Annotated in this window: 16 protein-coding genes and 2 pseudogenes; 6 read left to right on the top strand and 12 right to left on the bottom strand. The window is 67.7% G+C overall.

The window, feature by feature from the left end; translation table 11 throughout:
* Positions 1-782 precede the first annotated feature (782 nt).
* The 7 genes and pseudogenes from K9S39_RS24175 to K9S39_RS24145 all read right to left on the bottom strand — a co-directional run bounded on the left by K9S39_RS24175 (position 783) and on the right by K9S39_RS24145 (position 10,375).
* Positions 783-1,862 carry a PP2C family protein-serine/threonine phosphatase gene (locus tag K9S39_RS24175; protein WP_248865431.1) on the bottom strand — a complete coding sequence of 360 codons (1,080 nt, stop codon included), beginning with the start codon at positions 1,860-1,862 and terminating at the stop codon, positions 783-785.
* A 1,255-nt stretch (positions 1,863-3,117) separates the two neighbouring features.
* Positions 3,118-4,176 (bottom strand): aldo/keto reductase, encoded by a 1,059-nt coding sequence (locus K9S39_RS24170; RefSeq protein ID WP_248865430.1) that lies wholly within the window; start codon positions 4,174-4,176, stop codon positions 3,118-3,120.
* A gap of 245 nt (positions 4,177-4,421) precedes the next feature.
* Positions 4,422-4,668: pseudogene (locus K9S39_RS24165) on the bottom strand (IS630 family transposase); the annotation flags it as partial.
* A gap of 82 nt (positions 4,669-4,750) precedes the next feature.
* Positions 4,751-6,298: an FAD-binding oxidoreductase gene (locus K9S39_RS24160; RefSeq protein ID WP_406708003.1), complete on the bottom strand. Its 1,548-nt coding sequence runs from the start codon at positions 6,296-6,298 to the stop codon at positions 4,751-4,753.
* Positions 6,299-7,287: 989 nt separating this feature from the next.
* Positions 7,288-8,355, bottom strand: coding sequence for a hypothetical protein (locus K9S39_RS24155; RefSeq protein WP_248865428.1), 1,068 nt, complete (start codon positions 8,353-8,355; stop codon positions 7,288-7,290).
* A 497-nt stretch (positions 8,356-8,852) separates the two neighbouring features.
* On the bottom strand, positions 8,853-9,431 hold the full coding sequence (locus tag K9S39_RS24150) for an HD domain-containing protein (protein ID WP_248865427.1): 579 nt from the start codon (positions 9,429-9,431) through the stop codon (positions 8,853-8,855).
* 14 nt (positions 9,432-9,445) lie between these two features.
* Positions 9,446-10,375: an XRE family transcriptional regulator gene (locus K9S39_RS24145; RefSeq protein WP_248868932.1), complete on the bottom strand. Its 930-nt coding sequence runs from the start codon at positions 10,373-10,375 to the stop codon at positions 9,446-9,448.
* 410 nt (positions 10,376-10,785) lie between these two features.
* Here K9S39_RS24145 and K9S39_RS24140 point away from each other — a divergent pair, with 410 nt between their 5' ends.
* The 4 genes from K9S39_RS24140 (at position 10,786) to K9S39_RS24125 (ending at position 13,040) form a co-directional block, all read left to right on the top strand.
* Positions 10,786-11,058, top strand: coding sequence for a hypothetical protein (locus tag K9S39_RS24140; protein WP_248865426.1), 273 nt, complete (start codon positions 10,786-10,788; stop codon positions 11,056-11,058).
* 453 nt (positions 11,059-11,511) lie between these two features.
* Positions 11,512-12,207 carry a hypothetical protein gene (locus K9S39_RS24135; protein WP_248865425.1) on the top strand — a complete coding sequence of 232 codons (696 nt, stop codon included), beginning with the start codon at positions 11,512-11,514 and terminating at the stop codon, positions 12,205-12,207.
* 60 nt (positions 12,208-12,267) lie between these two features.
* Positions 12,268-12,549 carry a hypothetical protein gene (locus tag K9S39_RS24130; protein ID WP_248865424.1) on the top strand — a complete coding sequence of 94 codons (282 nt, stop codon included), beginning with the start codon at positions 12,268-12,270 and terminating at the stop codon, positions 12,547-12,549.
* A complete protein-coding gene (locus tag K9S39_RS24125) occupies positions 12,546-13,040 on the top strand; it encodes a glycine-rich domain-containing protein (protein WP_248865423.1) in 495 nt (164 codons plus the stop codon). Before K9S39_RS24130 ends, K9S39_RS24125 begins: the two co-directional genes overlap by 4 nt.
* Positions 13,041-13,326: 286 nt before the next feature.
* On the opposite strand, the pseudogene K9S39_RS24120 reads toward K9S39_RS24125, so the two are convergent.
* The 5 genes and pseudogenes from K9S39_RS24120 to K9S39_RS24100 form a co-directional block, all read right to left on the bottom strand.
* Positions 13,327-15,032 (bottom strand): annotated as a pseudogene (locus K9S39_RS24120) (relaxase/mobilization nuclease domain-containing protein).
* Positions 15,029-15,763 carry a MobC family plasmid mobilization relaxosome protein gene (locus K9S39_RS24115; protein WP_248865422.1) on the bottom strand — a complete coding sequence of 245 codons (735 nt, stop codon included), beginning with the start codon at positions 15,761-15,763 and terminating at the stop codon, positions 15,029-15,031. Before K9S39_RS24115 ends, K9S39_RS24120 begins: the two are co-directional and overlap by 4 nt.
* 213 nt (positions 15,764-15,976) lie before the next feature.
* Positions 15,977-16,825, bottom strand: coding sequence for a DUF2637 domain-containing protein (locus K9S39_RS24110; protein WP_248865421.1), 849 nt, complete (start codon positions 16,823-16,825; stop codon positions 15,977-15,979).
* Between the two features lie 491 nt (positions 16,826-17,316).
* Positions 17,317-18,516 (bottom strand): DUF3631 domain-containing protein, encoded by a 1,200-nt coding sequence (locus K9S39_RS24105; RefSeq protein WP_248865420.1) that lies wholly within the window; start codon positions 18,514-18,516, stop codon positions 17,317-17,319.
* A gap of 353 nt (positions 18,517-18,869) precedes the next feature.
* Complete coding sequence (locus K9S39_RS24100; protein ID WP_248865419.1) at positions 18,870-19,100, bottom strand: hypothetical protein; 231 nt, start codon at positions 19,098-19,100, stop codon at positions 18,870-18,872.
* Positions 19,101-19,195: 95 nt separating this feature from the next.
* Here K9S39_RS24100 and K9S39_RS24095 point away from each other — a divergent pair, with 95 nt between their 5' ends.
* Positions 19,196-19,885, top strand: a complete 690-nt coding sequence (locus K9S39_RS24095) for a helix-turn-helix domain-containing protein (RefSeq protein ID WP_248865418.1) — start codon at positions 19,196-19,198, stop codon at positions 19,883-19,885.
* Positions 19,882-21,384 carry a site-specific integrase gene (locus K9S39_RS24090; RefSeq protein ID WP_248865417.1) on the top strand — a complete coding sequence of 501 codons (1,503 nt, stop codon included), beginning with the start codon at positions 19,882-19,884 and terminating at the stop codon, positions 21,382-21,384. The genes K9S39_RS24095 and K9S39_RS24090 overlap by 4 nt, the downstream gene beginning before the upstream one ends.
* Positions 21,385-21,419 lie beyond the last annotated feature (35 nt).

The following is a 21,419-nucleotide window of genomic DNA, read 5'->3' as shown; positions in this document are numbered from 1 at the left end:
GCAGTTCAGTGCATTCACCTGCGGTTGAGCACATGGAGTGCGTGCGGTGCATGCGGCACATACACAGTGCGTGCAGTAAGTGCGTGCCGTGCAGTGCATTTCAGTGCGCTCAGTGCAGTTGATGCGGTTGAGTCGGTTCGATACGGAGAGGGCGGATCGTTTGCGTGAAGTGCCGGCGTTGCTGGAAATGCTGGACGTGCGTGAAATGCGCTTGCGGGATTCGGCGTTGGCGCGCGGTGCCGCCTCTGCGACGGCTGGGACGACCGCGCTGCGTTATCGGACAGTAATAGAGACCGAGGTCGTTTTCCAAGCCTTCCCGAGAATCCGTATGTGCTCCGCACCGGCACTGGCGTGCACTTTTCGTTCATTACGGCAGTAATACGGGCAAGTTGACCACGCATCGCCAAACGGCCTCGCGGCGATTGTGCACCAGTTGTTATGCGGAGGGGTGCGCGACGATTACGGAAAGTGAGCACAGTGACCTCGGATCACGGTCGCCAGCGTCGGAAACGTCGTCAACAGCGCCCAGACAGCGGCGGATCGGCACCGGGAATCCTCCGCCCTCGACCCGGTCGCCGCCCCCGAAGCCCTCCGCTGGCTGCAAGCCCTCGTCTGGCCGAGGGCCTCCCGGGCGTAGGGCTGAACGAGCGAGAGGCTCCCGCACGTAGGGCTGAACGGGCGAGGGGAGGGGAGAGGAGAGAAAAGGAGAGGAACCGCCCGGCGGAGGGCCTCTCCGCCCCTGCCCCCGGCCCATCCCCCACCCGACAGGTCCTGAACCAGCCCTAAGCCCCCAACGGCCGCTGCACCGCCAGCAGCGCCATATCGTCCGCCGGCGCCCCGCCCGCATGCCGTGAGACCTCCTCGACCACCGTGTCCAGAAGGTCGTCGGGTCCGAGGAAGTGGCGGCCGCGCAGCCGCACCGTCGGGTCGTAGAACCGGCCGGCCCGGTCCCGGGCCTCGGTCACCCCGTCCGTGAACAACAGCAGCAAGGAGCCGGCCGGGAAGAACGACTCGTCCGTCCGGTCCGGCCACCCCGCCACCTCCGTGAGCCCCAGCGGCAGCGCGGGCGAGGTGGGTGCCAGCTCGCGCAGCCCCCCGTCCGGGGCGAGCAGCAGGGGCGGTGGATGCCCACGGTTGAGGACGCGCAGCACGGACTGCTCCTTGGTGGGGATCTCCGCGAGGAGGGCGGTGGTGAACCCCTCGTACTCGTCGAGCGCTTCGCGCCGTTGCCCCTCGCGCTGCAGCGCCCGCTCCAGCCGGCCGGCGACCGCCTCCAGCGTGGCCTCCTGTTCCGCCGCCTCCCGGAACGCGCCGATGACGATCACCGCGGCCTCCACCGCTCCCAGCCCCTTGCCCCGTACGTCGCCGACGATCATCCGTACGCCGTTCGGGGTGTCCTGCACCGCGTAGAGATCGCCGCCGATCCGTGCGTCCACCCGCGCCCCTACATAGCGCGCGGCGACCCCGAGACCGGCGATCCGTTCGGGCGGCATGGGCAGCAGGGCCCGCTGAGCGGCCTCCGAAACGCCCCGTACGGAGGCGAGCTGGGCGTCGTGTATCCGTACGATCCGGTTGATGCCGAGCGCCAACAGGGCGACGACGAAGACGGTGACGGTTTCGGTGGCCGACTCGGTGTAGTCCTGCATGCCGTGGAACATGGCGGTCCAGAGCTCGCCCGCGAGGGCGGCCACGGCCGTGACGGCGGTGCCGAGCGGCGTGTAGAGGGGCGCCGCGACGAGCGGGGCGGCGGAGAAGAAGGGGGCGGCGGTGTAGCGGGCCGGCGTCAGGAGATCGAAGACGAGGCCGCCGATCACCAGGACGGCGGGGAGCCAGCGCGCCACCCGCCGGGCGAACGGGGACATCTGTTCACGCCGCGCCTTCCGCTCCCACTCACCCGCCTGGCTCCTGCCGCCTCGAAGCATCCGCACCGGCCTCTTCCCACTCCCGCCCATCTGTACGAACACCGCCGTCGGCCATCTCCCAAGGCTTTCCGGAACGGGACCAGGCGGCGAATCGTCCTGGGCCGGTTGGGCCAACGCTCTGCCCACCACACAGCAGTTGGGCCACAGCCGAACCCCGAGCTCCCTCGACCACCCGCCCCACACACACAGAAACGCCCCGGCCGGTCATCCCAGCCAGGGCGCATATCTGCAGGTCAGACCCCGCACAGCGGGGTGAGAACGGTGGGCCATCAGGGGCTCGAACCCTGAACCAATGGATTAAAAGACCTGGGCAGAACATGACAGGTGGTGATGACTGCTGCTTCGTCGCCCGGTTTCCACCGATTAGGCAGAGGCGGTCATGCTCCGTGATCCATCTGGGGACGCCTCTTCCGGGGGCGTCCGCTCACGCATCGCTCACGCAGATTGGGTCTGCGCCACCGGTTAATGGTGACCGGGCTACGTTCTCCGAACTGAGCAGCCCCGGCGGCGGCGGAACCGGCGACCAGCTTGTCGGGCAGAACAGTGGTCTGCAGCGTTGACCGCAGCCCGCGCAAGGCGGGGGCTGGGCACGTGTGTTGTCATCGCGGAAGGGGCCGGCTGGTCCGCCCCGGCCGGGCAGGCCCTGGCGTCACCCTGCTGGAGGGCCAGTGTCGAACTGGACTCTCACCTGCAGCGGCCACTAGCTGCCCGCCGCCGGCCGTACAGCCCGGCGGCGGGCGCCGCGCTCCATAGTGGTCCGTCGCCGGCCCGGCCGCCGAACACCGCGCCGCCGTCCTCACCCGCGCCCGCCTCCGAAACCCTCCTCCGCCAAGGCACCTCGACCAAGTCCTCGCCCACTGGCAGACGTTCCTCACCGCCTACCCCACACTCCCCTCCGCCCACGCCCAACACCGCCTCACCGCCATGCAACAAAACCTCCGCCCCCACACCCGCCACCCCCAGACCGCCAGCCTCCTCGCCCACATCACCCACCCCACCTGAAGCGTTCTGCGGTAGCCCCACAGCACCCCCCGACCAGCCCCCGGCCTGCGGCGATACCACCCCGGCACACCGGTCCCTGTACCAGGCCCGTCCGCCGAGGGCGGCAAAGGAAAACGATCAATCTCGATGGCGATGCTGGCCAGGTAGCCGCGATCAGTGGTGATCTCGGTGCCCTTGGGCACATACTCGCGGCTCAGCGGGTTTCGACCTTCAGGCCGCCGAACATGGCGCTGCGGTTGCGGGCCAGGAACTCGTGGGGGAAGCCGAGGTCGATGGCGCTGGCCTCGTCCAGGCGGGCGAGGTGAGCGGCATCGAATTCGACGTCCAGGGCACCGAGGTTGTCCGCCAACTGCGCCGAGGTCCGGGCGCCGACGATTGGTGCCGTCACGTCGGGGTTCTGCAGGGTCCAGGCGAGGGCGACCTGCGACGGGGTCTTGCCCAGTTGGGCCGCGATCTCTTTCACCACATCGGCGATCGCCAGACCGCGCTCGGAGAGGTGGCCCTGGGCGAGAGCGAGGTCCTTGCGGGTGCCCTCGCGCGAGGCGGCGACGGGCTGCTCGGACAGGTCGGCGCGGCCATATTTGCCAGTGAGCACCCCGCCGGCCAGCGGCGACCACGCGATCACGCCCAGCCCCATCTCGCGCGCCATCGGAACCAGGTCGCGCTCCACGGTCCGCTCGATCAGGCTGTATTCGATCTGCAGCGCCACCAGCGGCGACCACCCGCGCAGATCGGCAATGGTCTGCATGCGCGAGACCTGCCAGGCCGGCGCGTCCGAGATCGCCACGTACAGCACCTTGCCCTGGCGGACCAGGTCGTCGAGGCCGCGCAGGATCTCCTCGACCGGGGTCAGAAAGTCCCACACATGCAGGTACAGCAGATCGAGGTAATCCGTATTCAGCTGTCGCAGACTCGATTCCACCGAGGCGAACATGCTCTTGCGGTGATTGCCACCGGAGTTCGGGTCGCCCGGTCGACGCAGGCTCGTGTATTTCGTTGCCAGCACCAGGCTTTCGCGGTTGTCGCAGGTGAATTCGCCCAGCAGCCGCTCGGAGCTGCCGTTGGTGTACATGCTGGCAGTGTCGATGAAGTTGCCGCCGCGCTCGACGTAGATCTCGAACAGCTTGCGCGCCTCGTCGGTGTCGGCACCCCAACCCCAGTCGGCACCGAAGGTCATGGTGCCCAGCGCCAGCGGCGAGACCCGCAGACCGGAGCGGCCCAGCAGCCGGTAAGAGTCGAGGGTAAGAGACATCGCATCCTCCTATGCCGCATTCCGTACGTCGGACATCAATTCTCGATGTTCACGCCCTGCTGACGGGACGCTGACGCGCCCTGCGCCACTTCACCATCAGTTCCCCCACAAGATCGGCTCCATCATTCTCGCCGCACTCGCCCTCACCCACGTCGGAACACGGCTGGACCATCTGAATCCATGCCTACGCCGCAGACATTCGGTATGGCCTCGTCACCGGACCTAAAAAACCGGCTCGATTCCGTCGCGCTTCGTGGCGGACTTGGGGATGTCCAGATCAGGACCATTGGGCCGCCGAGCTGCTGGTGAGCTGCGATGAGTAGACCCGGTAGTCGGTCCAAGCGAAGCTTTTGCGCCCGTCGGCCCTGCCGTCGAGGCGGGCCGCTAGATCAGTCGAGACCGCTGGCCGGGTTTGTAGCAGGTCATGGCGGCGATCGAGATCGGCCGGCGGGACCGGCCGCGGACCTGGACCACCGGGGTGTGGCCGCGGCGTCCCATGCCGTCGGTGCTGCGCGTCGAATCAACGTCAGCGGCACGATCGCTGTCAGTGCTGCGCCACGTGACGAGCGTCTGTTCAGGCAGGTGGCTGGATTGCCAGGGAGTGGTGGAACACGTTGTCTGGATCCCAGCGGGCCTTGATCTGTTGGAGGCGTGGGTAGTTGTCCTTGTAGTAGAGGGTGTGCCAGGGCACGCCGGAGGTGTTCCATTCCGGGTCGGCCAGGTCGGTGTCGGGGTAGTTGATGTAGGAACCGTCGCTGACCTCGCCGGGCACCGGAACGCCGCCGGTGTCGGCGTACACGTCACGGTAGAAGTCGCGGATCCAGGCCAGTTGGGCTGCGTCGTCGGATTCCTCGGTCCAGGTCGTCAGGAAGATGACCTTCATGACCGCGTCCCGCTGGGCGACGGCGGTGGCCTCCGGCGCCACCGCGTTGACCTGGCCGCCGTACCCGGCGAGCATCATGAGGCCGGTCGGGCTGGCGGTGGGGTCGGTCAGGTGCCGGTAGACCGTGGTGAGCTGGCTGTCGGTGTAGGAGCGGCGCAGGTAACCGGCCTTGTTCTTGAACCGACGGGTGATCGCGTCGCCGGTCTGACCGGTGCCCGGCCAGGTCGTCGGGTGCAGCCACGGCATCGTGCGCCGGGTGTCGGCCGGCGTGGTGCCGGTGCCCGCGGTCACCGCGGTCACCAGGTCGTTCACCAGGCCATCGGCGCCTGGAAGGTCGGCGTCGACCCACACTTGCATCATGAAGCTGCCCGCGCCGCGGTTCATCAGCTGGAGGACCGCGAACAGGGGCGCATACGGCGAGCCGGGTTTGCTGTTGCGCTCGTGCCAGGTGCCGAAGTTGCGCAGCAGCGTAGTGAACGCCTGCTCGGTCACCTGCTGGTCCCATGCCCAGACGAGCTGGCAGTCCAGTCGCCGGCGCGGGGCGGGCGGCAGCAGGCGGGAGGGGTCGGTACCTGCGGCATCCGGCGTGCGCAGCCAGTACCGGGTGACCACGCCGAAGTTCCCGCCCCCACCGCCGGTGTGCGCCCACCACAGGTCGTGATGCGGGTCATCGGGCTCGCGGGTGGCCACCACCGCGCGGGCGGTGCCGTCGGCGTCGGCCACCACCACCTCCACGCCGTACAGGTAATCCACTACCGAGCCGTACAGGCGCGACAACGGCCCGTACCCGCCACCGGCCAGATGCCCGCCGGCGCCCACCTCCGGGCAACCGCCTGCCGGGATCGTCACACCCCACCCCGTGAACAAGGTTCGGCACACGTGCCCGAGTGTGGCTCCCGGCTGCACGGCGAACGCGCGCCGCTCGGCGTCGTAGCCGACCGCGTCCATCGGCGACAGGTCCAACAGCATCCCACCCGCGGGGTCGGTGGTGAAGTTCTCAAAGCAATGCCCGCCGCTGCGCGGCGCGACCCGCCACTTCGACCGCACCGCATCCGCCACCGCCCGCACCACCTGCTCGGTCGACCCGACCACGCGGATCTCTTCCGGCCGGCCCACAAACCGATGGTTGTTGCCACGCTGCAAGCTGTCATACCGAAGATCACCCGGCCGGACCGTCACCGGCCCGAACGCGGCCGGCTCCGGCGCGGCGGCGCCGCCGGTCCTCTCGATCACCGACATAAAGCTTCTCCCATCCAAGGAGTGGGCGCCCCACAGATCACTTGTGACCAACTTTCACATACAGTGATATATGCCACCAACTCACGCATCTCATGTAAAGCGTGCCAGAGTCGCTAATAGCCGACACGAACGCGTGATCTGAGGGTGACACGCCATAGTCGATACCTGTACACAGCATGAGCCTTGACCGACAGCCTGTTGCGGCGCCGAGCACTGCGGTCGTCGCGTATCCGTCGACAGCGACCTTGCGCCGAGGACAGGGCCGTCTGCGAGTGGATGGGTGAGACCACGCCTGCTGATGGCAGTTGGCGCATGGCTGCTTCGGACCCTGCTCAATGTGCTGGCTGTGTATGCCGGGCCTCATGTGGAAGTGGTCGGCTGTGGCGATGGCTGACAGGAGGGCCATGGCGGCGGTTGCGGCCCATCCGGCGAAGCTGGTGGCCCAGCCCAGGGGTACGGCGACGGCAGCTCCGATGAGGCGTTCGGTGGTGCGGCCGGTGCCGAGCAGGGCCCGGTGGGCGGCGTGGCCGAGGAGGAAGATCGCGGTTCCGCAGCCGAGCCACCAGGAGTTGGTGTGATGGGCGAAGTGGTGGACGGCGTCGGTGATGCTGGCGACGACGACAGCCGGAGCCGTCGTCGTACGCCAGGTTCGCTTGGCGGTCGAACGAGGGTTCCCGCGGGCGATGCCGGCCGATTTCCCCGCCTGGGACCGGGTCTACGCCTTCTGGCGGCGCTGACGCGCCTTCGCCGTCCCCAACAGATGGCGCATCCTCGACACCGTCCGCATCAGCCCCAACCGAATCACCACCTGCTCCACGCACTCCCCACCGTCACCCGCAAGAAGGCATCACTCGACAGGGGATCGGAAATGCTCAGTAAAGGGTCTGCGCAGAGTTCCCGAAGACGCCGCGTATGCAGCAATGGACTTTACACCAATCCCCTTTCCGTCTGGATGAATATCACCTGTTGCACTCCGTAAATTTCTGACCTTACAGGAACAGCTCATTGACGGGCATATAGCCTTGCGATCCAGAACCATCGCCGGGCGTATCGATTAGCTTTCCCAGCTGAGCTGTTTTTCCAGGAAGCGTCTCGTTATATCGATACGGGAAGATGAGGCCACGTACGTTCATGTACGTCCCCTTGGTGGGCGCATAGGACTTGAGATAGTTCTTTGCATGTGATGATTGCTGGTAATTATCACCAAAGAATGAAATCAAAAACTTCCGGGCAGGACAGCCGGGGATCGAGTTATAGTAAGCGGCCGTAAGGTGGTTCCCAGGTGTCATCACAGGTGGGCTGCCCGGCCGGTTTACCGACTCGGCGGTTACCCAGCGCCCAGTTGAGGGGCCAACGGAGTAGTTGGCTACGCTTTGGGCATCATCGGTCGGACTCTCCGATCGTGTTGTTGTTTTCGGAGTTCCCGATGGCGAGTACGTATACCGCGTCATCTGCGTGAAAAAACCTGTTGGAAGCGCCTGGAAATACGCGCCATAATTTGTGTCACGAGTACGCCAGATTTGGTAGTCAGCCTGCACATGGTCGGCGTGGAACGTGTATCGAATCAAGGCTCGCACATCATCGAACGGTTTGTACTTATATACACCGTGCGGATTCTTTTCGTAGAAGAAGTTGCGGTAGGACACCCGCCACTGGATCCACTCGCCACTGCCTACGGACTCCGTGAAGCTGTCCCGGTTGCACAGGTTGCTCGACGAGGTGCACGAGTCGATGACCGAGCCGGCTCTGCCTCCATCCGCCGCCCGGCAATGCGAACCAGCCTGCGTGGGGTTCCAACGGAGGCGCCTTCCACCTTGGCAGTCGGAACCTCCCGAGTTGGGGACGTCTTTTGCGCCGAAGAGAGCCGTCTGAAGTGCCGCGCCATTATCCGACGTCACGAGATTCATAGTCGAATCGACTCGCTTGTTGTAATACTCGGTAATGGCAGCGCCGAAGCGCTTGCTGATGCCAACCTTGTACTTGCTGTTCTGGTATAGAAACCGTGCCGAGGTGCCATATCCGACCTCAACCGGAACGCCCTTTTTGCTGGCGACCACGTTTCGTCCGGATGTGCCGGGCTTGTTGTGAGCAACGACCTTAAGACGTGCGGCGCTGTGTACCGGTCGCCGGTACTGGATATAGAAAGCATGGCCGCGCGATTTCGGGTCTTTCGCGCAGACAGCCCACCGGCATTTATTCCCGGCAACAGCTACAACACCACGATTGCCCCCTCAGCACGTGCCGCGTTTTCAACAGGAAAGGTAGGGTCATCCGGGTCGTATGCGTAGCCATAGACGGTGTTGTCGGTAATCAGTTTCAGACGTATGACGGGGTCCCCGTTCGCCGAGCTGGCGTGATGGGTGACCGAAGCGGTCGTTGCGGCGACCGGCGTAAGTGCAGCAACCAGCGCAAGTGCCGCTACCACCCGTGTGGTGGTCGATAGCCTTCATATCCGGCTAAATCGGATCATAACCCCTAACCCTAATTGTAAGAATTCCGCTTGTGAAAGGTCTACACCGTTATCCTTGTGCAGCGGCAAAGCGCAGCGAAACCGTCAGCGCAGGTAAGTCTGCTGCCATTCGATCGACGACATGTTCAGGGCGGCTTCCGCTAGGGCCTGCGCCGAGGCGGTCTTGAGGCTGGCCAGGCTGGTGTCGATCCAGTTCTGAACGATGCTGCAGCCCTGTTCGCGGTACTCGACGGCCTGCACCAGGCATTCCAGCTTGTCGGCGTCATGGGCCACGACGACCTCAAGGGAATCGCCGTTCTCGTACTCGTCGACGACACGCTGAACCCCGGAAACCACAGCGGGGTGAGCGGCAGAGACCTGGTCTGCGGTGACCTTCTCGTTCGAGGCCGCTTCCAGGTAGCGGCGGCCAATGTGCGGGATATCGCCGACGCGGGTCTCCTGGGTGTCGTGGAAAAGGCACATGAGAGCGACCTTCGCGGGGTCGGCGCCTTCCATCATGGCGAGCACGGCGCCGATGATGCCGACGCGGAACGAGTGCTCGGCGATGCTCTCCGGATCTTTGACGCCGGCGATCCACCAGCCGGACCGCTTGGCCCGCTTGAGCATCCCCATCTCCAGGAGGTACCCGGCCGTGCCCCGCGCGTTGGTCGTCTCGTCCGCCATGGTGCCCTCCAGTGTCAGTGCTGGTGATCGCGTAGAACGTAATGCACGGCGCCGAGTTCGCGCCGGGATCGTGGAGAGATCGAGCCGTCGTCGAGTATCCGCACGACACGGCCGGCGAGCGCGTGGGCGATAGCGGGTGACGACTGGGGCAGCCACCGGTGAGCCGTCAGCAGTGCCCATAGTGAGTGCGCGTACAGGTCGACGTAACCGGGCGACTCGTGGAAGCCCTGAGCCAGTCCTCGGAGAAGGGTTGCCGGGTCCCATCCGGTCAGTTGGCGGTCGGCCATGAACGCGTCGTCGGGCTGGGGCTCTCTGAGGGCGCCCACCCAGTACGCCCAGTAATTCAGGTTCGCGGCCTCCGCCGCGTCGTCGTCGGCGATCGACCGGTCGATGAAGTCCAGCAGCGGCACAGGGTCGCTACGGCGTGCGAGGGCGGTAGCGGTGGAGCGAGCCTCGGCCCAGCGCGGGGACCCTCCTGGGCCGGCGACGAGTCCCCGGCGGGCGTGGAGGGCGTGCGCGGTCCATGAGTTGGCCTCTGGGCTGCGGTCGTAAGAGGTGAGGTACAGCGCCTGGCGGCGCAGCAGGACGTGGTTCTCGCCTGCTCCGGCCGCCTTGTCGACCGCCTCCCGCAGGTTCGCGAAGAAGGCGCCGCGTTCCTGTGCGCCCATCAGGGGAGCCGAAGCGACCGGGCCACGGCGGGAAGGGGACGGACGCCGCAATGCCGGGGGCGCGGCGCCGTTCACTGCCCAGGCGATCATGTGGGCGGTATCGCGGGTGTGCACCCATCCAGCGAGCGGGTGGAGTTCGGGTCGCTGCGGCGGATCGAGTGCCGCGCCGACGATGCGGTCGGCGTCCATGGCGGCGTCGAGCAGGCCGAGAGCGGTCTTGTCCGCGCCAAGGGCCAGTAATCGGCGCCGCAGATCGAGGAAGTCTCCGGCTTTCATGTTGGCCAAGGGCCGACGTCCGGATTCCCTTCCTTGGACGGTTCCCAGGTCTACGTCCAGGGCTTCGGCCAGCCCCGCTTGTGTGAGGGGAATCGATTCCCTGGTCAGACGCAGCACAAAGCCCGCAATGGTGCCCGTAGCCGCGCGATGTCGCGCGGATGGTCTGGCAGTCATGAGAGCCCCCGAGTGCGCTCTGCCACCTAACACGTACCCGCAGTCAGTCCTGCCGCACTGACGGTGACCCTACGTTCGAGATGTGCCAACTCCAAGGGCTCTTGCAACGCCGGGAGTTGACCTGCGCCGGGTCGGGCTGTGATCGCAAGCACCCCGATCGGCGTAAGGCCCCGTCCACGTCGTTCCCTCAGAGGGACGGGCGGGGTATTCCTCCTCACCGACCCGAGGCGCTGACGATGACAACGACGAAGACGAAGGTGACACAGACCGCGCAGCCCCGTGACCTTGGTTTGGGGCACATCGATCACCCCCTACTCAACCGCCTGGTCGTCGACCACGCCCACGACGATCGAATCGGCGCCCTGCGAGCCCTTGCCCCGGATTCGAAAGACAACGACTTCGGCCTGGTCCTGATGGTTCCGAACACACCGCCCGTCGCGTGGCTGCGACCGGAGGGCGGCGGCCAGGAATGGACGACAGACCCGGACGCGATCGAGGCAGCTCAATGAGTGCTGGTACACACACCCGGCCGCGCCCGGCGCCCTTGATCGGGGTATCGGTGTGGCGCCCCGTCGCAGCTCTGGCGCTGATCGGTGCAGGGGCTCCCGCAGTGGTCGTCAGTGGCGCAGTCGACGCTCACAGCGTCCCCATGCCGGCATCGGTCCCCGACCAGGCTTCTGAAGACGCCACGGCGGCGCACATAGGTCCACAGCACCACGCCATTACCGCCCCATGACTGCCCTGCGGCAGGGTGCAGGCCTCGCGGCCCCAGCCAAGCCGAGCCCCTGCCGCAGGGCGTACCACGTCGCCGGAATCGCTTGGGTCGAGCGCCACCCGGCGGCGCATCGGGCAGGTCGGGAGCCCCCGTCTCCCGCAGCACGGGCCTGCCCCGGCCGCCCGCCCGGACCTCACCCTGCGGGCGGGCGGCCACCACCGAACTGGTCAACACCAAGGAGGTAAGGATGAGCACCGTCATCGAACCGGAGACGGTCGCCGAGCGGGCGAGGGAGATCCTCGAAGCGTGGCAGGCCGACGAGGAGTTCGGACGCCTGTGGGAAGGCTGTGCGAAGTATTCGAGCGACTGGGACGACTTTTACGGCTACCCCATCGTCGAGAACTACGACGCTGTCGGCGACGCCCCTGTGCTGTTCAAGGAGACGACGCGGGCCATGGCGCTCAAGTCCGCGATGTACGAGCTGACCGACGGGGACGAGAAGGCCGCCGAACTGCCGCTCCCCGTCCCCGTGGACGTCATGTCGCACGCGCTCATGGCGCAGTTCACGCTGCTGTCGCGGATGCAGGACCGCACCGGCATCAAGTTCGTGCACATGACGGACATGGAGGAAGGCCAGAGCGGCGGCACCTGGGACTTCGACGACTTCACCCACCAGTGCTACCGGGCGGCCTTCGGGCCGGTGAACATCCGCTTCTGGATCGGCAAGGACGAGACCGAGCGCCGCCGGAAGGCTGCTCGACGGCCTGTACGCCGGCATCGGTGTCACCGAGCGCGGAAAACGGATCTCCATCGACCTCGCCTCAGCACAGGCGTAGGCGCCGGCTCGTCGAGCGGCTGGGGCTCCGGTGGTGGTGCGATCCGGTCCGGTTTCAGGCCGACCTTGTCCGGGTGCACGCACGCCGGAGTCCCGTCCGGCCCGTAGCGGTAGCCGTCGGCCGGATCGAAGGGCGCTTCCCGCGTCGGCCGGTCGTACACCACGAACTTGTCCCTCGGCATCCGCTTGGAGGGACAGATCCCACACGCCGGGTGGTCCGGGTCCGTCACGAAGGGCTCCACCTCCGCACCATCCCATACCTCCCGACCCGGTACGGGCCGGGAACGCCACACCCACCAGAAAGAGAGCATTCCGATTTCCAAGGGAAGCGCGAAGAACGTCAGGGACGCGAACGCGAGTGACCGCAAGGACGACGCGACCCGGCATCAGAGTCAAAAACAAGCCCTCGTCGAGAAGATGAAGGCCATGATCGAGGGGAAGAAGAAGTGACCGTCGCCCAGGAGAACGTGCAGGCGCCGCCCGACCCCCGCGCACTGGTCTCTCCGGCTGCATTCGCCGGCATCACGGAGACGGTGCTGACCAACAACCCGGACATGGACCGCACCACCGCCGAGCGCATCGTCGCCGAGGCGATCAAGTTCGAAGCGGCCTGCGCCCAGAGCCGCCTGCGCCTCAAGCCGTCCCGCGTGGTCGACGAAGGGTGGCACGCCCTGATCCTCCACACCCGCGTCAAGGCAGAGCTGGCGCGCAAGATCGGCCTGTTCGTGCACCACGTGCCGGAACCTCCGGGACCTGAGCGCCACGACCCCGACGCACTTGTGCGGACGCAGGACGCCATCCGGGCCGCCGGGTACGTTCCCGATCCGGAACTGTGGGCCGCCCCGACCGACGGCACGATTGCCGTAGCGGCGACCTGTGAGCACTCCGAACCGCCGCCCGCCGGGTGCGGTGCCGACTGCTCAAACACCGGACCCAACTGAGCCGTCCCCTCTGCGCCCGCTCCCCCAACACCCGTACCGTCGTTGGGGGAGCGGAGGAGACAACATGACCGAGTGGACCAACCCACGGCACGCGGCTGTCGTGTCCGCCTACAGAACAGCCGTGGACGCCGGTAGCCATCCCCGGCCACCACGCAGCCGCTGGGGTCGTCCCCGGCGACTCAGGTGTGCCGGATGCGTGATGGTCATGGACCCAGCGACCGGCAAGCCGTACATGCTGCCCTGCGTCTGTCCGAGCCAGCCCTCGTAAGCGGACATCCCCGCCCACCTACCGGCTCCGGCGGTGCTGCTGGTTGACGGGTGGGGTGGCCGCTGCGGTCGTCGTGGCGTGGGTTTGGCTGCTTGTTGCGGCGGTGGTGGTGCGGAGGCGAGCTGCTGCGGCACTGCGGTTGGGGATGGGGTTGCGGCCGGTGCGCTGGATACGTGTGATCAGGACGCGGGCTGGCTGACGGGCGGTGGTCAGTTCACGCTGGGCCGCGGCTTCCTTGAGCAGTTGGTGGGGTTGGTGGCCGCGGGCTTCGGCGTCGGCGAGGACGGTGCGAGGGCCGGCCAGCCGGTGTCGTTGAGGATCCGCTCAGCGTGCTCGGGGATCGCGGCGCGTACGTCGCTGGCCAGGGTACAGCGGGTCTCCTCCTTCGGCTGGCGTTGCGTGAGGTCTGCGAGTTCCGGGGCCAGGGCGTGGTCGGTGGCGGTCTGAAGGTGCTGGAGGGCTTGGCGGGCGGCGTCCGCCTGGTGGGCGTGGCCCTTGGCCTCGTGCCACCGTCCGGCGATGATCGCGGCCCAGACGAGTGCCGCGACCAGGGCGGCGAGGCTGCTGCCGTCGGGGCCAGTGGCAGTGTCGGCGATGTCGCGGGCCGCGGTCCGCAGGGCGTGGGCGGCTCGGTCTTCCGCCCGGATCTGGGAACGCTGGGCGCGAGCGAACGCCTTTGAAGCGGCTCGGAGTTCGGCGCGCAGTTCGGTGGGGGCTTTCTGGACGGTGGCTTCGATCAGCTCGCCGAGGGCGGTGATGTGCGCCTGGGCTCGCGCGTCGTCCGCGAGGTCGGTGTGGACAGCGTCGAGAGCGTCGGTGGCCTTGTGCCAGGGGGTGCTGGGGCAGCTGCGGCGGGCGGTGGGGTGTTCCTCCGGGTGCGTGGATTCGAGGCGGGCTTGGAGTTTGGGCAGGGACAGATCGGGAGCAATTCCCCCGCCGGGGTGGAAGATCTGCTCGCCGTCCTTGTTGAGGTCGCCGGGACGGCCGACGGCGTAGCCGAGGGGGTCGCCGGACGGGCCGCGCTTGATCTTGATCGGGACGCCGTCGGCTTCTAGGTAGGCGAGGAGTTCCTCGGCGTTGGCGGCGTGCGGGATGGCGGCGCGGATGCGTTCTTCGAGCCACTCCTGGGCGGGCTGTTCCCAGCCGAGGCGTTCGGCCTTGTGCATCTCGGCCTGGGTGGGCCGGCGTGTGCCGGTGCGGTCGCCCTTCTTCAGTCGGCGCAGGCCGTAGTCCTTCTCGATCTGGCGGCACGCGTCGCCGACGCGGATGCCGCTGTCGTGGAGTTTGGGTCGGCGGCCGTCTTCGCGGACGGTGGTGGCAAGGATGTGGATGTGGTCGTCGGCGTGGCGTACGGCGATCCAGCGGCAGGCCAGGTCGTCGCCTTCGGGCGCGATGCCGGCGGCGGCCACGATGCGCTGGGCGATCTCGCCCCATTCGGTGTCGGAGAGGTAGCGGTCCTCGGGTGCAGCGCGGACGGGGCAGTGCCAGACGTGGTCGGTGATCTTCTTGTCGAACTCGCTGTTGCGCAGGCGGAGGGGTTCGTCGAGGTGTCGGGCGAGTTCGGTGAGGGTGGCGTTCTCGTCGCGGCCTGGGTCGGGCATGCCGAGCATGGCGAAGCCGGCGACGATGTGCGGGTCGAAGTGTTCGTCGCGGGTGCCCGGGCCGTAGAGGTAGGCGAGCAGACCGCGGGTCTTGGACCCGGGCCGCTTGGTGGCGGCGATCACGCGGAGACCTCTTCTTCCGGGTCGGCGGGCTGGCGCAGGGCCTCGGCTATCAGTTCCAGTAGGCGGTGGAGTTCGTCGAGGCGGTGGCGTAGGTCGGGTGGGGTGCGGTCGCTGTTGAGGGCGCGGGCGATCTGGTTGACGTTGACGCCGATGCGGTTGAGCTGGCGCAGGACCTGGGCGCGGAACATGTGGGTGCGGCGGCGGTCCTCGGAGAGGGGCAGGTTGGCGGTGAACCGGCCGGTGATGAAGGCGAGGACGACGTCGGCGGCGAAGCCGGACTTGCCCTTGTAGCCGTGCTCGGTGGCCGTCTCCTGGAGGCGGGTGTCCTCGTCATCGGTGAAGAGCATGGGGCCGACACGGACGGTGCGTTTGGTGCCGGTGAAGCGGCGGATCGTGGGCTCTGCGCTCTTGACGGCGGGCTCGCCGGCGGCAGTCTCGGCGGCACGCGAGGGGCGGAGGGTCTCGCGCTGGGCGTCGTAGAGGGTATCCGGGTCGGGGCCGCCCCCGGTCCCGCCCTCCTGGCCCGGCGCCCCCTGGCGCTGGGCCGTCTCCGCCACCCCCGGGGCGGAGATCCCCGAAGACCGGCCTTGAGTCGGACTCGGGGTACTACTGGCTCCGCCAGGGGCCCTCCGTCCGAACGCGCGGCGCAGACGGTCCATCAGCGTAGGGGACTTCGTCAGTGGCAGCGGCTTGCCGGGGGTGTCCTCGGGGTGGTGCGGGTCGTGCGTCATGGTCGGTTCTCCGGATGAGGCAGGCGGCTCGGGCGGGGAAGGCCGAGTGGCGTGCGGGTAGTCACCGCCGGTCCACAGGCGTGGATAAGCCGCACTGGGCGGGGCGGTGACCAGTCGGCGGGCCGCTGGCCGTGATGGATTCGGTGTGGGCTTCGGGTTTCGGTGGCGCCGGAAGCGCTTCCGGCGCCACCGAAAGGCGTGGTTCCGGGCTCGTCAGCCGGTGCTGCTCCCGGAGGTGGGGCCGTTGCCGGGCTCGGCCTTCTCGGCGCTCAGCTCGTCGCAGACCTTCTTCACTCGGGCGTTGCTGACCTTGCGGCGCCGGTTGTTCCGGATCTCGTCCCCGACCTCTGTGGGGGAGGCGGTTCCCTTCCGGGCCATCACCTCGCGGGCGATGGCCCGTATCTCGTCATCGGAGATGTCCTGCGGGCGCCCGGCACGCCGAGGCCGTTCTCCGGTTGGTTCCGGGGCACTGGTGGTCTCTGCGCTCCGAGGAACTGGGACAACGGCTAGACAGTCGGGGTCTGGATGCTCCGCTGCTCGGTCACCGTGATGCCGGTCTTTGACAGGGGCAGGCTGCTGGAAGGCAGCGTTGACCGGTGAGATCGGCGCCTGGATGGACGCGGGGTCCAAGCGGGCGGTGGGGCGGTCGACGAGCTGGTGGATCTGCCGCATCAGGACACCGAAGGCCAACAGCGCTGCGGTCGGTGGAACCGCGGCGACCACGTAGTCGAGCAGCGGCACAGTGCTCGCGGTGCCCCTGCCGCTGACCCCGGCGACGTTCAGCACAATGGAGCCGATCGACCCGGTCGCGGTCAGCCCGATCGCCCAACCGTCCGTGACCCGGCGCAGGCCCGCCCGGAGCATCAGCAGCTCTCCCGCGACGATGAACGCGTCCAACGTCGCGGGCCAGGCCCACTGGCGTATGGGGGAACTCTTGAGTCCGTGCTGCCCCGCGACCTCGGCGAGGTGCGCGTAGGAGAGCCAGAATGCACCGGCGGTCAGGGCGACGATGACGGCTCCGGCCGCGACGAGCGCATACCGCTCGGCGGTCTGTTCAGTCATCACCAGCTGCCCTCCTGAGCGAGGTGCGCGGCGCTCGCTGGCCTCCGCGGTCTCCTGGTGGGTGCGGTTGGCAGGTGGTGCAAGGGTGGTCAAACGAGGTGCTCCTGTAGTGGTGGCCTGGTCCGTCTTGGCCGTCTTGGCCGTTGCAACCGCAGGTCAGAGCGGGTACGGCAGGGGTGTCGGCGTTCCGTCCTGGCGGCGGCGCCGTCGTATCGCGGCACCGCCGCCGTTCGGAGTGGACCAGGGCTGGGGGTGATGTGGACGGATCGATGCCGTCTCCCGTCTTGGCCACAGGTGTTGTGACTTGCGGCGATACGGCAGGGACGCGTAGGACGGCACAAGACGGATGTGGGAGACGTACGGGCGGACAGCGCGGCACCAAGATCGGGTTGCCGTCTTGGCCCCCGGCTGCCGTCTTGCCTGCATGCCGTTTGACCTGCGGGATCACGGCAGGGACGGCAAGGACGGCAACCGGGGGGTGGGGCGGGCTCTCAGCCCGCGCTGGGCGCGGGGCCGGCGTCGACCGGGTGAACGGTGGGGCAGTAGCGCCGCCACGCGTCGAGGAACTTGTGGCGCATGTACCCCTTGCGCTGTGTCCCGTCAGCGAGGCGGACGTTGCCGGACGTGATCCCGAACTCGCGCAGCATCGCACCCAGGTCACGTGCGCTCAGACCACTACGCCCCCACTCGGCCCACGGGCTCTCCACGTCCTGGCGCAGGTGGTGGAGGAGCTCCTCGGTGGAGAGGCTGTCGACCTCGCGCTGGGCGACGAAGACCCGGCGGATGTCAGCGAGGATCCGCGCTCCGCTGGGGTGCTCCTCCTCCGCCGCCGCTTCGGCAGCGACCATCTGCGCACAGGCGGTCCGTGCGAGGCGTGGCCAAGGCCCGGCAGCCAGGTCGGCGACGATCACCAGCGGCTCCCAGGTATCGGCGGCGCGGTCCTCGACCGGCATGACCGGCTCCAGGTCAGCGGCCTCATCCAGCAGCGGCCGGGCCCACGCGGCGATGCGGTCGCGCAGCCTGTGCAGGACCGGGGTGTCGCGGCGGGAACGGAAGGGCCGGACGGTCTCACCCTTGGCTCGGCGGCGCATACGGATGACCACCGACCGGTCCATGATCGTGTCCGGCAGGTCACCGATCCCCGCAAGAGCCGCCATGGCGAAGGTCTCGAACTTGCGGGGCGTGTGGTCATTGCCGACCACACGGGTGACGTAGCGGTTGCGCTGGTGACCGGCGTTGAGAAGACCGCGCATCTCCTCGTTCTTCTCCGCCACCTTGGGCGTGCCGAAGATCGTGTCCGCCTCATCCACCAGGAGCGTGGGCGGCTCCTCGGTGATCGAGCGGAAGACCGCCGCCGGGGTGGTGTTGATGGTGAGCATCGGCTCGTGCACCGTCTCAGTCAGCACGTCCAGCAGCCGCGACTTGCCGCACCGCTTCGCGGGGCCCACCACCGCCAGGCGCGGGGCATGCTGCCACGCGGGCTGGAGATGGGTGGCCACCACCCACAGCGTGATGGCGTCCAGCGCCTGCTGGGTGGGCGGGATCACGAACCGGGCTATCTGCGCACGCAGTTCGTCCAGCAGCTCAGAGCCCTCGGTCGGCTCCGGATCCGGGATCGCCTCCTCGGCAGGCTGAACGACCTGCGCGGGATCCGGCGCCACCTCCTCGGTCGCCTGGGCAGCCTCGGGCATGTGGCGGTCAGGCTGGCCGGGCACCGCGACCGGAGGCCACACCGCTTTACCGGCTACGGAAGAGGGCTCGGGTGTCGTAGATTTCACAGGGCAGCTCCTTATCCGGTGACTTCAGGCATGCAGGCCCAGGTCACTCGGGTCGTTCGTGGGAATGCGGGCATTGGAGTGTGCGGAGCCTCCGGCGTTGCCTCGCCGGGGGCTCACTTGTTCCCCGTGGGGAACGCCCGGGTTGTTCCCTGGAGGAACACCCGGGGCGTGCCCTGAGGGAACACGGACAGTACGTCCACGCCTGTCCACAGTCCAGCGTTTCTGTGTCAGCTCAGCGCAGAAGCGTGTGCTACGCGCACGCGCGGTCATGCGGCCAGGCCGAGCAGGCTCAGCAGGTCGGCCGTCACACCCCGGTACGCCTTGCCCAGCCGCAGGACCTTGCACGGGGACTGGCCCTGCTTCGCCAGCGCATAGCCCTTGCTGCGTCCCAGGCCCAGCGCCCGATTGCCGGTGTCCAGGTCAACGGCAGCGGGCAGGGCCAGCAGCTCCTCCCGGGTCATCCCGTACGACTTATCGGCGATCTCGTTCTCGCGCATGCGGCGCTCCATCCATGACTGAGCCCTCGGCGAACGCGACGACCGCGCCCGTCTCCAGGTCACTAAATCCAGGATGACCGAGCTACTGTGTCTTTATGACACAACACCGTTTCGATGATGGAACTGACCCGGACGACGTGCCCGAGTGGGCGGACCAGGTCATGGCCACCGTGGCCCGCGAAGTGCGACGCCGAAGGAAGGAGCTGGGCATGAGCGCGCAGGACCTGGCCGATGCCTGCGAGGAGATCGGCTACCCGATCCCCCGCAACGTGATCGCCAACATGGAATCCGGCCGCCGCGCCAACCTGCCCCTGGTCGACGTCATGGTCCTGGCCCAGGCGCTCAACACGGCCCCGATCTGCCTCATCTACCCCGTCGGATACGTCGAGGAGATGCAGAGACTCCCGCTTCAGCACCCCGCCTCAACCTGGGACGGCCTGAGCTGGTTCACCGGCGAGGCCCTCGAACTCGGCACCGACGACGACATGCTGCGTTACTTCCGTGCCCACCACGCCGCCGAGAAAGAAGTCATGGCGGCCCAGCAAGGCGAAATGCGCGCCCGGCTCGAAGTGAACCTCCCTTCCGGCACCGTCTCGAAGGCCGAGGCACTTCGGGCACAGGCCCATCACACCCAAGAGGCCGAGGAAGCCAAGCACCAGCTGCGCACCATCCGCGCATTCATCCGCGAAGACGGCGGTACACCGCCCTTCCTGTGGCCGGATCTCGCCGCCGAAATCGACCCACCCGACACCGACACCAACCCCACCGAGGAGAACGACCTTTGAAGGGCTCCACCCACCGCCGCTGCTACTGCCGCGACCCCAAGACCGGCAAACCGCTCGGCAAGTCCTGCCCCAAGCTCTCCAGCCGCAAGCACGGCTCCTACTCCATACGCCAGGAGCTCCCGCCCCGTGAGGACGACACCCGCCGCTCCTTCAGCCGCGCCGGCTACGAGACCCTCAAGGCCGCACAGGCCGACCTCGACCACATACGCACGCTCCTCGGGCTCGCCGAATCCGACGACCCCGAGGGGCTGTCCCAGATCGCCGCGCTGCTGGAGAAGGTCGGCGACGAGAAGGCTCCACTCCCTGACATCGAGGAGACCCGTCGGCGCCTGAACCACGGCCTAGACCTCACCCACCGGCTCACCGTGGGCGATTGGCTCGACACCTGGCTCGCCTCCAAGCGCGTCCGCAAGTCGACGCTGGACCGGTACAAGAGCGACGTCCGGGTCCATCTCAAGCCGCGCATCGGGCATGTGCGGATCGATCGCTTGCGGGTCCGGACGGTCGCCGACATGTTCACGGCGATCATCGATGCCAACGCCGAGGTTCTCGAACAGAACGCGTCGCGTCGCGCAGCACTGGACGAGCTGGCTGCCATCCCCTGGAAGGGGCTGGAGAACCGCGCCCGCCGCAAGGCGATCAAGGAGGCCATCGACGAGATGCCGCCGTTCCGGAAGACCACGGGTCCCACCGCCCGTCGGCACATCCGGAGCACGCTGCGAGCGGCCCTCAACGACGCGATCGCCGAGCAGCTGATCACCTTCAACCCAGCGGCTCACGTCAAGCTCGAAGCGGCCGAGCGGCCCAAGGCCCTGCTCTGGACCGCCGAGCGTGTCGCCCAGTGGCGCGAGACGGGCATCAAGCCGTCGCCTGTCATGGTCTGGACGCCCGAGCAGATCGGGCAGTTCCTGGACTTCGTCGCCAAGGATCGCCTCTACGCCATGTGGCACCTCATAGCCTTCCGTGGCCTCCGGCGGGGCGAAGCCTGCGGACAGCCGTGGTCGGAGACGAACCTGGACGCCGGCTCGCTGGCCGTGACCGCCCAGCTCGTCCAAGATGGCTGGGAGGTCGCGGAGTCGGTGCCCAAGACGTCCAGCGGCTTCCGTACCGTCCCCCTGGACGACGCGACGGTCCGCGCTCTCAAGGCCCACCGTGCCCGCCAGGCGAAGGAACGTCTGAAGTGGGGGACGGCGTGGGTGGACACCGGCCGCGTCTTCACCAGTGAGGACGGGTCGTGGCTCCACCCCGGCAAGATCACCGACCTGTTCGAGCGGCTTGTCACCGCGTCAGGTCTTCCGCCGGTCCGTCTCCACGACCTTCGGCACGGCGCGGCCACGCTGATGCTCGCTGCCGGGGCGGATATGAAGGTGGTTCAGGAGATGCTGGGTCACTCGTCGATAACGATCACGATGGACATCTATGCGAGCGTCCTTCCTGAGCTGGCCAAGGAGGCCGCGGAAGCCGCAGCGAAGCTCGTCCCTCGGAACCCGGCCGTGTAACGCGCTCACGCATCGCTCACGCAATCGCTGATCAA

It is taken from the genome of Streptomyces halobius, assembly GCF_023277745.1.
Classification (GTDB): Bacteria; Actinomycetota; Actinomycetes; order Streptomycetales; family Streptomycetaceae; genus Streptomyces; species Streptomyces halobius.
The sequence above is the reverse complement of the archived record's forward strand: the minus strand, read 5'-3'. Positions and strand labels throughout refer to the sequence as shown.